The 12,513-nt window shown below is 36.9% G+C and carries 14 protein-coding genes; 3 read left to right on the top strand and 11 right to left on the bottom strand.

All coding sequences use genetic code 11. From position 1 onward, the window contains the following. Positions 1-189: 189 nt before the first annotated feature. The 3 genes from DZB84_RS25670 to DZB84_RS25665 form a co-directional block, all read right to left on the bottom strand. Positions 190-2,349, bottom strand: a complete 2,160-nt coding sequence (locus tag DZB84_RS25670) for a beta-glucosidase (protein ID WP_223254515.1) — start codon at positions 2,347-2,349, stop codon at positions 190-192. A 930-nt stretch (positions 2,350-3,279) separates the two neighbouring features. Beyond that, complete coding sequence (locus DZB84_RS19255) at positions 3,280-4,173, bottom strand: putative RNA methyltransferase (RefSeq protein WP_116353942.1); 894 nt, start codon at positions 4,171-4,173, stop codon at positions 3,280-3,282. A 369-nt stretch (positions 4,174-4,542) separates the two neighbouring features. Further along, a complete protein-coding gene (locus DZB84_RS25665; protein ID WP_116354017.1) occupies positions 4,543-4,587 on the bottom strand; it encodes an erythromycin resistance leader peptide in 45 nt (14 codons plus the stop codon). 298 nt (positions 4,588-4,885) lie between these two features. Between DZB84_RS25665 and arr the strand changes: the two genes are divergently transcribed. Further along, positions 4,886-5,275 carry an NAD(+)--rifampin ADP-ribosyltransferase gene (gene arr, locus DZB84_RS19245; RefSeq protein WP_411266278.1) on the top strand — a complete coding sequence of 130 codons (390 nt, stop codon included), beginning with the start codon at positions 4,886-4,888 and terminating at the stop codon, positions 5,273-5,275. A gap of 1,183 nt (positions 5,276-6,458) precedes the next feature. On the opposite strand, the gene DZB84_RS19240 is transcribed toward arr, so the two are convergent. Continuing rightward, positions 6,459-7,058: a TetR/AcrR family transcriptional regulator gene (locus tag DZB84_RS19240; protein WP_099354672.1), complete on the bottom strand. Its 600-nt coding sequence runs from the start codon at positions 7,056-7,058 to the stop codon at positions 6,459-6,461. A 98-nt stretch (positions 7,059-7,156) separates the two neighbouring features. Between DZB84_RS19240 and DZB84_RS19235 the strand changes: the two genes are divergently transcribed. Then, positions 7,157-7,870 (top strand): GAP family protein, encoded by a 714-nt coding sequence (locus DZB84_RS19235; RefSeq protein WP_116353941.1) that lies wholly within the window; start codon positions 7,157-7,159, stop codon positions 7,868-7,870. A gap of 24 nt (positions 7,871-7,894) precedes the next feature. After that, positions 7,895-8,116 carry a hypothetical protein gene (locus DZB84_RS19230; protein WP_099354670.1) on the top strand — a complete coding sequence of 74 codons (222 nt, stop codon included), beginning with the start codon at positions 7,895-7,897 and terminating at the stop codon, positions 8,114-8,116. A gap of 797 nt (positions 8,117-8,913) precedes the next feature. On the opposite strand, the gene DZB84_RS19225 is transcribed toward DZB84_RS19230, so the two are convergent. The 7 genes from DZB84_RS19225 to DZB84_RS19195 form a co-directional block, all read right to left on the bottom strand. Beyond that, a complete protein-coding gene (locus DZB84_RS19225) occupies positions 8,914-9,345 on the bottom strand; it encodes a DUF4304 domain-containing protein (protein WP_189655310.1) in 432 nt (143 codons plus the stop codon). Between the two features lie 100 nt (positions 9,346-9,445). Continuing rightward, on the bottom strand, positions 9,446-9,892 hold the full coding sequence (locus tag DZB84_RS19220) for a WapI family immunity protein (protein ID WP_116353939.1): 447 nt from the start codon (positions 9,890-9,892) through the stop codon (positions 9,446-9,448). A 45-nt stretch (positions 9,893-9,937) separates the two neighbouring features. Next, entirely contained in the window at positions 9,938-10,174 is a 237-nt protein-coding gene (locus tag DZB84_RS19215) for a hypothetical protein (RefSeq protein WP_189655309.1), read from the bottom strand. Positions 10,175-10,317: 143 nt separating this feature from the next. Then, complete coding sequence (locus DZB84_RS19210) at positions 10,318-10,860, bottom strand: SF0329 family protein (protein WP_116353938.1); 543 nt, start codon at positions 10,858-10,860, stop codon at positions 10,318-10,320. Positions 10,861-10,930: 70 nt separating this feature from the next. Further along, entirely contained in the window at positions 10,931-11,194 is a 264-nt protein-coding gene (locus tag DZB84_RS19205; protein WP_116353937.1) for a CPCC family cysteine-rich protein, read from the bottom strand. A gap of 183 nt (positions 11,195-11,377) precedes the next feature. After that, positions 11,378-11,866, bottom strand: coding sequence for a hypothetical protein (locus DZB84_RS19200; protein WP_116353936.1), 489 nt, complete (start codon positions 11,864-11,866; stop codon positions 11,378-11,380). An 84-nt stretch (positions 11,867-11,950) separates the two neighbouring features. Next, positions 11,951-12,340, bottom strand: a complete 390-nt coding sequence (locus DZB84_RS19195; RefSeq protein ID WP_116353935.1) for a hypothetical protein — start codon at positions 12,338-12,340, stop codon at positions 11,951-11,953. Positions 12,341-12,513 lie beyond the last annotated feature (173 nt).

Below are 12,513 nucleotides of genomic sequence, written 5' to 3'. Positions count from 1 at the left end.
GATTCCTTTCGTAATACGCGTCTCCCATGAAGAAGTCGTGAGAAGCAGAAAGCCCGCGTGCCTCAGCTTGTTTCGCCGAGCACGCGGGCTCACTACCTTTGGGATACCTAATGACCACTAACGGTCGTCGACGTCATCCCATGGCCAGGGCCTACCAATTAGAGTCCCCCTTTGCCATAAATATTATCATTAGTTGTTGCCTTTGCCATTTTCCTTATCGAGTTTGAAGTTCAACGGAACATCCTTTTCCAACGGAGTGTCTGCGGAAGAACCACCGACATGCACGCGGTACTTTCCGTCAACAGTAGCCCACTCGCCGTCAGCCCAGTTCGCCAAATTGTCTGGCTCTTCTGGAACGAAATAAGAGAATGGATGGTTAGAGTCAGCATGGTTAATTCGTACAGTCACACGCTGGCTTTCACCTGGCTCAAGATCAACCTTCTCGAAGTTAACAAGACGTTTCGTTGGCTGACCTGCCTCGTCCGGAAGTGTCAGATAGACTTGTGCCGCTTCTTTTCCGGCAACGTCACCGGTATTCGTTACAGTGAAGGACACGTCAAGACCGGATAATGCTCCTTTGCCGCCTTTTCCTGTCTCGCGGACTTTCTTCACTTTTAGGTCACCATACTCAAAAGTTGTGTAAGACAAGCCGTACCCGAATGGGAAGACCGGCTTCACGTTGTTTGCTTCGTACCAGCGGTAACCCATCTCAAGACCTTCAGTGTATTGAGCAATTAGCTGATCGGACTTACCATCACCGTAAGGGCCTGGGCCACCTACTTTACCTGTATCTTGACGAGTTCCAGGGTACTGTTTTTCAGTCGCGAATGCTGCTTCACGCTCAGTAGCTCCAAACGTCATTGGCAGCTTACCAGATGGATTAACCTTACCGTAAAGTAGGTTAGCAACGGCATTGCCATCCTCCATACCTGGGTACCATGCTTGAAGAACTGCAGGTACCTTATCCAACCACGGCATAATTGACGTACCGGAAGTCTTTAATACCACCACAGTGTTCTCAGGGTTAGCTTCCATAACTGCGTCGATCAACGGCTCCTGCTCAGCCACGCCCGATTTGAGGTTCAATGCTGGGAATCCAAGTGTTTCACGGTCCACTGTCTCATGTGGGTTATCGCCGACCATGAGAAGCACGACATCAGATTCAGCAGCTAACTTAGCAGCAGCTTTCGGATCACTGCCATTGTTGTACGTCACTTTTGTGTTGTAGCCCAACTCTTTGATAACATTCTCTAAGCCTTCTTGTGGTGTAACCGTATATGGAGTCACTACATAATCATTATCGTCACGAACAGAACGTGGGGACATCTTTGCCGCACCAGCGAACGTCTCAATGCCGATCAACGCAATCGACTTTGGCTCACCGTCTAATGGCAGGAAGCCGTTGTCGTTCTTTAACAGCACGGAGCCTTCCTCGGCCATCTTCCGTGCGGTAGCGCCGTTAGCCATCGGATCGACGATTTCCGGCATAAATTTGTCGAAAGGCTCATCCATATGACCAAACTCGATCATCTTGATGTAACGTGGACGAAGCAGATTGTCGATGTCGTCCTCAGTTACCGCTCCTGAGTCGAGAGCCTCTTGGATCTTCTCTTGAGTGTAGTACTGTGGTGCCCAGTCGAGTTCCACATTTGTACCCGCTTTGATAGCAGCCACTGTGTCGTGAATCGCACGACGGTCACTCATAACGTATCCGTCAAAGCCCCAGTTTTTCCGTAGGGCATCTTGTAGAAGTTCAGAACTGTCACATGCATAAGTACCGTTAACATCCGGGAATGAACACATCACGGAAGCTGGGTCAGCGTCTCTGACGGTCATTTCGAATGGCAACATGTACAATTCGTTCATAGCTTGTGAAGGAACTTGGACACCCATCGTCCAACGTTCAGTTTCCTGTTCGTTTCCAGCCATGTGCTTGAGTTGTACCTGGACTCCCTGATCCTGGATACCCTTTGTTTGCTCGATTGCAAGGGTACCTGTCAAATAAGGGTCCTCACTAAAGTATTCATAGTTACGGCCACCGTACGGGTGACGGATGAGGTTCATACCTGGTCCGAGGAACACATGATGCGCGAAAGCTCGTGTCTCCTCACCAAGGATTCGGCCAGCCTCATAGTTTAGCTCGTGGTCGAATGTCGCAGCCAAACCTGGGGTAGACGGAAGGCCAGTCGCCAATGGGTCATTGTGACATGATCCGCCCTTAACGCCCGTACCACCGTTGGTCATACGTACTGTAGGGATACCAAGTTCCTCGATCCCTTTGATTTGCCGGCCTGTGTCTTGAAACTCACACCCAGGAAGGGTACCTTGTGGTGCGAATTCGCCGTTCATATACTTACTAGTTCCGCCTCTTTTGATGACAACCGGATCACCTTTGTCATTCTCATTGAAGCGCGAGATAGCGATTTGCTGAATCTTCTGTTCCATTGTCATCGCATCGAGAAGTAGCTCGGTGCGCTCCTCAGCAGAGAGCTTGGTGTTCATCCAGGGTTTGGTCCCTTCCGTTCCAGCATTCTCCGCATTAGCAGGAATTACTAAAGAAGACATATAGATCATTGCTGTTAAAAAAATTTAAGTAATGCGTTTTATCATCTTATTTCTCCCTTGCTGTCTATTTTTCTATTTTTTTTGAAATCATTCAACTCATCTTCCTATCCTATCCTCTCCTTCACTGATGTACTAGTATATTAGTATAGTGAAAAACCATTACGTCCGTATGAACGTTTAATTACAAAACAGCAACAAAAACCACGAGATTGGTAATGCTTCTATAGTCCCGAATACGATTACAAACACTGTAAAATCAATGATTTGGCGGATAACCAAAATTTCAACAAACATTGTGTTAATTATTGGAAACACACTAAAATAAGGTGAAAGAATGAACTTCTATATATTAAATAAGCTTTGTTACTATAATATTTGGAAATATTTAGATGTTTTTCTTAAATATCGCAAAGGTTCAAAGGAAATTTAAAGTAAAAGAAAAAAGACTGAATCCCATTGGATCCAGCCATGAATTTTGATTTATTTTAGATTGTAAAAAACAGTTGATCAGCGATTACTGCCTGTATCTATTTCTCCATGCTCTTATGTTAATTCTTCAAAAAAACTATATACCTTCTGAATCAAGATAGGGAGTTGGGTCATCAATTAATAATCCCTCAAGATAGTTTGATAAAATTTGGCTAACTGGTGTACTGCCATTCATGGGATGTTTAATACCACTTTTTCTAAATATGATAGTTCAATATTTTCCTATTACTCTTTACCCCCTTTCGTCTGCTTGTTTATTCCAATCAGTATATCTAAATCAACAGTGACCTCAGAAATACCTTGATTTATGATTCGGCTCATATCACTTTTGCTCGTGTTCCACGTAAGAGGAGACATTTGAACTAAATGAATGAGCTCAGTTTGCGTTATTTCCTTGGTATAACTGAGTTTGAGTATATCTAAAAGATAAAAGTGACGGTTAAACAACGATACTGTTTCATCATTTTTGTAAAATTTTCTGTCTGAATGATCGAATAGTGCTGCTCGTAATTCTTTTAGATAATTGGATCGAGGTACAACTTTCAATACGAGACCATTTGGAAACAAAATCCTTTTGAAATCCTTATAATTAGCAGGAGAAAGGATATTCAAAATAAAATAGCATGATTGATTAGCTAAAGGTGAGTTTGCTAAATCACCGACAAGCCAAATGGATTCTTTATAATTTCTTGCAGCAATTCTAATGCCTTCTTTTGAAATATCTAAACCAATTCCTGTAATTCTTAGATTCTCACATTCATCTAAAATTCTTTGGAAATGTGAACCTTCACCACACCCCGCATCAAGAATCATGATTTCATCTTTTAAAGCATCGATATTTTCAATGATTATTTCTGAAATCTTCTTGTGTAGAGGTGCAAAAAGATTACTTTCCATAATGACTTTTTGTCTTGCTTTAAACAATTCCTTGTCATAAAGGCTATTTGAAGAACGAGTCGTCATGTTTACATAGCCTTGTTTTGCAAAATCAAACGTATGATTATTCAAACAGACAATACTTTTTAAATGAGTGACCTCCATTGGACTTTTACAAATCGGACAACTAAATACATGAACATATTTATTAACTAATTCTGCACTTTTTTCTTTATTAGTCATAGTTCTCTTCCTTTCATAAAAAAATCACAAGCATCTGGCTGTGATTTGTGAGTAAAGGGGAAAGAGGCCTATCCTTATTCCATTAGCGCTTAATAAAAGACGTCAGCAAATAACCCTTTCCTTGCCAAAAACAACGAAAGGTTAAAATTAGACAAAAATAAAGAAAGGCAGAACAAGCTGCCTTTCTATACATTACATATTTTCCACACATAAACAGACAATAAGTACCCACACATAAGTTGAATGGGGAAAACATATTGCTAGTATATGGTGAATATCTATCCGAAATATGAAATGAAGATTATTAAAAAAGGACAGACTAATCCCGTTTACTCTGTATACACAAACAGAGCCTTTGACCGTATTCAATTACTGGTTCAAAGTTGGGAATCGTAGTCTCATAAAATGTATCATTTTTTAATAATCCTCCTACAATTGAAAATTCACTATTAATTGTAAACCGCCTTACAGAAAAAGCAAAACATAAAAACAGTTTTCCATAAAACCCCTAACAACCCAAAATGGTGATTGCTAATTAAAACATAAATAATAGGTAACTGTTTTTCGATATTACTCTCTCTAATTATATTATACCACTATTTATAAGTTATTTTTAGACTACTTATTAGGCAGTTCATATATTATACTGTTTTAACATATCTAAAAAATAAGAGGTGTATCAATATGAATGACAAAAAAGATGTCTTAGATAATGGGTCCTTTTTTTCACGGTACGAAAGCAGAACTAAAAATTGGAGATTTATTAGAACCACAACACTTATCAAATTACCAAGATAAAAAGTCTAACTATATTTATTTCACTGCAACATTAGATGCTGCAAAATGGGGTGCCGAATTAGCAACTGCTAAATCAAAAGAAAGAATTTATGTTGTAGAACCATTAGGTGATTTTGAAAATGATCCGAATTTAACAGACAATAGATTTCCGGGAAACCCAACACGTTCTTATAGGTCTAAATCTCCTTTAAAAATAGTAGCTGAATTAGGTTCATGGGAAAGACATTCCGATGAAGAGATAAATCATATGCTTACATCTTTAAAAACGTTACGTGAACAAGGAAAGGATGTAATATACGATTAATCTATAAGGTAATGATTTAAGAAACCAAAAATCAATTTGCTTTTGCAATAGGTTTCTGGTTCGGCTTTTCTGCCAAGAAGTTAAAGAATTTAGAGAAAAGACGTGAAAAATGATTAGAATAACCACGAAAAAGAGTGGGACCTACGGATTAACGTATTGCACAAAGGAATAAGACTGGACCCGGTATTTCTGGATCCAGTATTCCCCTGCCAAAAAGTCCTTCCCTCCCCCACTCTCCCTCTCACTCCCCTCAAACCCTTGCGACCCTAAGTCCCACCCCTCTTATCTCGCCCTTTTTCTTCATTCCATTATGTTACATAGTTCTTCCCCAAAACCCCCAATTTCGCCCTCCTTTTTCCATTCTGGCTTGTATATAATATTCTGACAATGTTAAAGAGTTGGTACCGATAATGGAGGAAAGAATCAGGAGAAAAGAAAGGAAAATGATTGAAAAACCAGCGAAAAAGAACTAAAACCCTACGGGTTTATACAGTGAGGAAAACAACAGATTAGATATTCAACTGCTAAAATGTTGGTATTTTTATTCCTCTCCCCCTCACTCTCCCCAAATCCTTGCGGCTCTAAGCCCTACCCCTCTTCTCTCGTCTTTTTTCTTCTTTCCATTCTGCTATATTGTTCTTCCCCAAAACCCCCATTTTCGCCCTCTTTTTTCCGTTCCGGCTTGTATCGAATATTCGGACAATGTTAAAGAGTTGGTACCGATAATGGAGGAAAGAATCAGGAGAAAAGAAAGGAAATGCAGCAATTCTAGGATGGTATCACAGTTAGGAAACACACTGAATAGAGATTGGAAATCCTACGGATTTTTGTATTGGAGAAACGATTGAAACCTATATCGGACAAGGGATTGAAGGAATATTTGGCAAAAGAAAAGGACTGGATCATATTGAATCCAGCCCCGAATTTTGATTGGTATTTTATTGAAAAAACCAATTGAAAAACGATTGAGTACATAAAGATCGCCCGCTGCTCTTCCCACTTCCTTTGCCGTTTGGAAACCAACTATAAAGCAGTGGGAACCAACTTTTTAGCATGGGGAAGGGGAAAGTAACAGTTATATATACTAGAAAAAAGAATAGAGAAATAAGAAGCATGGTATTGGTCCCACCTTTATTCCGCAAAAGCCCTCGTTACTCGAATATAGTCTCATTTTATTAACTTTCTAATTACATACTTTGCAAAGTGTTTCTAAATGATAACGGATTACTTCCTTAACCTTTTCTGAGGAGTACACATCAGGTCTTAGTAGAGCATGAATTGACAAACCTTCAATCAATGCTGATAGCCTACTTGTTTCTAATTCTACATTAATTGACTCGGGTAAAAGCCCTTGTAAAACTAACATCTGAATCATAGAATTCGCTAATTCATACGTTCCGTTAGTCATTTCATCTTTTTTTTCTTTTAATGTATCACTTGTAAGTGAGCGAAGTGCAAAGATCCACCAAACACTCGTTTCAATTTTCTTTTTTTCGTCAATTGGCACAAGCTCTAATAGAACTTCCTCAACTGCTTGCAATGGGTTTTCTGACCAATTTTTACTTTGAGAACGTTTTTTTCCTTCTTCCAGGTAATAATTCATGATAAATAATAACATTTCATCCTGTGTTGAAAAATAATGTCTTAACGCACCAGAGGACATCCCTGCTTCAGTTGCAACTCTGCGTATTGATGCTTTCTCAAACCCTTCTTGCTTAATAATATTCCATGCAGCTTCTGCGATCGACTTCCTCTTTTGCTCATGATTAACAATCTTTGGCATTATTAAAACCACTTCCCTTATTTAACACAGTGTGTTATTATCTTTTTAGCACATTGTATTATAATAATACCACATATTAAAAAGGAGGTACTATTTAATTGATAGAAACGATTGAAGCAATGATGCCATCTTCATTAATAGACATATCAACAGCCTTAATAATTATTTCCATTTGTGCCTTAGTTGACATATTAAGTCCTGGTGTACTAGCTGTAACAGCCTATTTATTATTGATACAACCTAATCAATTATCTTCTCGCTTGCTTGTTTTTCTATCTATTACGCAATTAGGCTACTTTGTAATGGGTTTATTACTATACTTTGGTGGAGAATCACTATTGACGAGAATCGAACAATTATCTGAAATTGACTTTATCAATTGGTTTTATATCCTTTTTGGAATGGTTCTTGTTCTAATTAGCTTCAGTAAACCAAAAGATACTACAAAAAAACGTTTAATTTCAATTATACCCACAAACACAACTATCAAAGGGATGATCATATTAGGAAGCATTGTTTTTCTAATTGAATTTGTAACTGCATTGCCTTACTTTTATTCAATTTTATTAATGGATCACCTAGCAATAGAGCCTACTCCTTCTATCTTAATTATAACTGGGTACAATCTTGTAATGGTGCTTCCTTCACTACTGCTTTTAGGAGTTAATATTGTGCTTAAAGACAAACTACATCAATTTCTAAATAAAATCAGGTCAAAATTAAATGAAGCTCCAATTTCTTCACTCTTAGTAGCGATAGGAGTAGTAGGTGCAGTTTTTTTCAACATTGGTCTTAGAGGCATATTAAATTAAAAAAATTTTAATGAGGTGTTCATCATGAAAGAAATTATTAGTGGACTTAGTTTACTATTCCTTATCCAAGGAGTAGGAGGGCTAATTAATCATCTAACAAATGGAGGTAAAAGCTGGTTTTTAGTTAATTATGTTGATGCCTTTCAAGGATTTGAAATCATTTTAAACATTGTATTTATTATAGTTGGCGGGGTCATAGGTTTAGCATCTCGTAAAAAAGACGACTCTACTAAAAGTGAAAACTAAAATGTACAAATTTACACTACAGCGGAGGAATTCTCACCACTTCCGCTGTTTTCCCTTTACTTTGCCTTTTACAAAAGAAAAGGGACGAAGTCAAACTGGACCCGCCCCCCGAATTTTGATTGATTTTACGATAGAATCAAGATTGAATACATATTTGTTTACCCGCTGGTCTTCCCGCTCTGGATACCAACTATTTAGCAGTAGGTACCGACTTTTTAGCGTGGAAATCAACTTTTTAGCATGGAGATAATTGTTGTCCCCATCGAATTATAACGTTCCCCCGCTCCATCTTCCCCCAATCCCCCTCAAACCCTTGCCACACATGCCCTCACACCCTTTTCTCACCTTTCCCCAATCTCGTTAAAGAATAATAACGTTCCCGCTTTTTTCACCCTTTTTCCTCATTTGTGTAACGATTTTTCACTGAATCCGAAAGAATAATAACGTTCCAGAATAGAGGTAAGATTTAAGGTTGGAGGGAGCGGTTTTTCCCGCTTTCTTTCACACGTTTGCTCATGCCTTTTCTTCTTCTTTTTTGTTGCGAAACCCTGTAGTTACTTGTCTTCTCATGCTTTTCTTCATGCTTTTTCTCATGCTCTTTCTCGCTCTTTCCCCCGCCTTTTTTCGGGCATAAAAAGACCGAAGGTCTGCCTGAATCGGATCAGGAAACCTTCGGATTTAGGAACGTTCTTTTTAGTTAAGGAACGGTTTTATTGTGTAAGAAGCGGTAATTTTAGTTTGAGACATAGTAGGGATAAGGTTTAAGGAAGAAATCATTTCGTTTGTTAGCCCTTATTTCAAGAATGTTTCTGTTGGTTAAGTAACTTTGAAATCCATGAACGGTCAGATGTATTTAATAAATCTAAAACATTCGATGCAACCTTTTCAAAATCTTCTTCTGTTTTTACATTTTCAAAATTAAACCAGATTCCATCTTCATCTTCTGATTTAGCCCCTAACCTATACCGTCTGTTTATATGATGGGCAGTAACTTTATTAAGCGGGACTTGTTCTCCCCAAGACATCGTTACACCTTTAATTGGACAAATTGCTAATTCCACTACAAATGAACCGCCCCATTTGTTAAATTGGAAAGTAATTAAATCAATATTATCTTCATTTTCACGTCTAAAGTGAGGAAATGAGCCTTTAAACCCTTGATTTCTTAATACAGGTATAACAACTTTTTTCAGGGCATTATCCATCATTTTTCTTTCATTCGATGCCACAATATTTCCCCTTACCTTTAGTTTATTCATAATCCTTCTTCATCGTCTAAAAGAACCACTATTCTATTGAACATTCGCACTCGTAGAAAATATAAAGAAGTTACTTATTCTTAACACCTTTTAAATCACCATAATAATCCACAATTTTCTTTAACTCTTTAATGGTTTCTTCAAAAAAACTTTGATCGCTTTCAATTTCGAATTTCAATTTGTTCTCTTGATATGCTTTTTCCTGAAAATAACCGTCTATGGTGATTTGACCTAATTTATCAAATTTAATTTCAATTTTCAGGTTAGTTTCGGAAGTCCAAAACGTAGCAACACCGCTCAATTTACGATAACAACTTGCTAATTGTTCGTGGAACTCATAGATTTCACCAGTAGTAAACCACAGTTCACCATTAACGTAATAATTCCCACTCTTAATTTCTATTCTTCCTTGAACATCATAGCCACCAAAATTACTTGTCAAATCGGGAAAGCCAAATACTTCTTTTAACTCAATTCGTATAAAGCCCTCTTTACCTTTAATGACAAACTCATTCACACTTTTCATCTCATTTCAATTAGGTAGATAGTTAGCTTACTGTTATTAATATGTAGGCGAGTAAATTCTATCGGTATCAGTATCTATAACAAAGTCCACCTTAATAGCCTCTGAATAAGGTATTTGTTCAAAGTTGTAAATTTTGCAAAATACGTCAGAAAAATCCCTTTGCTCAAAGTTCAATTCTTTGGCTTTGAGATACATTTGCTCCAATTGTTGTTTTGAACACTTTTTACCCGTAAGTAGAACTTGTTGAAAGTAACCATCAATTTCAATAATCATAATAATCACCACTGTTTGCTGAACAGTCATATAGCTCAAAATTCTCAATACTTTTCTGTATCATGCATTGCATTATAATAAGGATAAAATAACTAAACACTAAATTTTAACAGAAGCAGACATAGTAGGGAAAAGCTAACCGCCTAAGAACAATCGGAAGCAATATGCATGTTTTCTGCCTGACAACGTAATTCATAAAAATATCTAACTAATTCATGTTCTCCTAAAATAGACACTTCCATATTATGCAATGTTCTTTTTCCTACTCTACGGTCTAACAAACAGAGTATTTTAATTAGGATATCATATGACTTTAGGGATTCTTCAATGGAAGAGTTGAAATATTCCTCTAATGAAGAAAAGAAGTCGTATTGAGCAAAGATACCTTCTTTTTTCAATTGTGTGTGGGCTTGATCTTGTATGAATCTATTTTTTGCTACATCATCATAATCAAAATCATTCAGATTCCTTCTGAGATCTCTTTCTCTATAATACTCTTCTCTTTCTGCTGTAATTGTACACATACTTAATTGCTCAACTTTATCAACAGTAATGACAGCCCGACCTAACCCATCATGTGCTTTTCTATAATTAATGACTTGAAAATCCACCCTTGAACGCAAAGGCTCACAGATAAAACTTTTTAAATGTTTCTTGGCTTTACTCCACTTAGGCTGATATAACAATTAACCATCTCCTGATTATTTTATTTAATCGTTCCCTTTTATTGTGTAATACATTTGATGCCTTAATAAACTATAACGGTTGCCATTCTGAATCTTTTTCATCCTTTTCGTTAGGTTTTCTGACAAACTCCATACACTTCTCCTCGCAAGCTCCAAATAAGATGTAGTTTCTTTGTGCCTGCCTTAATGATGGAGTATTTGCACCACCCTCATAATCAACATCATCATACTGAATCCCGTCATCTTCCCAATAACAGATATTGCATATAGCATATGTTCCAGGTGGTTTTTCATCTAATGTTTTATAACCGCAACAAGGACAAGTATATTTCACTTAATCACCTCAGTATAAGAATCACTTTTATTCCATTTCTGTATATGTATTTTTCAATAAGAGAAGGCACTTTTCTTATTCCAAAAGGATTAGAGCATTTCTTTTGATCTAATCACCTGTTCTGAGTTTTCTAAGAACAAAGGACTTTTTTCAATTATAGGATAATAGATTTAGTATTCTTTGTTAGTTGAAGAATACCGTTTCATTAAATGAAATCCCCAAATAGCTATATCTTATATCAACCTTAAATATTGCCTCATGATGAATAACACTAACACCATAAATTTCATCATCCTTAGTGGCAGTACCATCATCTAATTTATTAAAGTACGAAGAAGGGGCTGTACCTTTTTTAAGAACAATATCCCCTATATTCTTAAATCCATATTTTTCTGATTCTTGATTTTCAAAATCATCCGTTATAATGAAACCTTGTACAGCATCACTTTTTTGTACTTTTAATTTTGATGGTTTTTCATTGTTATTAACTGAAACGTCTAAATTCTTCACTTCGAGAAACCCTTTATTACCAATTCCGACAACAACCGATTTTTTATCTTCACTTGAAGCAAGTGTACCAATTTCTATAGGCGGGTTGAATTTTACTAAGGAATAAAGACCACCAATAACTATTACTAAAATTAGAACTGAAAACCATATTTTCTTCTTCAAATTCTCCCATCCTTTATCGTAATCACTCTTCAACTAACCTGTTCTATGAAAAAATGCGACATTCCTCCGTTTGCTTAGTAAGGTCTAAATTTTTTTAAATTTACTTTGAACTTTAACAAGAACATATTTTTTACTCCACATTTGGGTAGTAGCAATTAATCTTTCTCCCTCTTTTTCAAAGAACAGACCACTACCATCTTTTTCTTTAAATTCCCATCCCTTAGAACCGATCATTTGTTTAATATTTTCATCAGCGATCAAAACACCTTGATTATCTGTTCTGGTAATATACCAAATCGTATCGCCTTCTACTGCAATTTTTACTACTTTACTATCGGAGTTTTCCAATTTTTCAATCGTCTCTTTAGCTGATAAATTATTAATTGGAAGAGAAGGATAGTATAATTTATTTACAAATATGAAAACAACCAAAATAACAATTACAATAGCCGAAATAAATCCAACTCGTTTCAATGAACTCCCCCCTTGTTTTTAAATTGTGATATCTAAATAATTATTCTTCAACTCCCTCAGTTTGATACGAATATCTCTCAAATGCTCACTTATTCGCAGGATTTCATACCCCTTTAAAATGGATTTATAGGTATTAGAAGTGAGTTCAGATCATTTTGGCTTCGTGAAGGCAT

The sequence above is a fragment of the Bacillus sp. HNG genome (assembly GCF_003400205.1).
GTDB lineage: Bacteria > Bacillota > Bacilli > Bacillales > Bacillaceae_L > Ferdinandcohnia.
The sequence above is the reverse complement of the archived record's forward strand: the minus strand, read 5'-3'. Positions and strand labels throughout refer to the sequence as shown.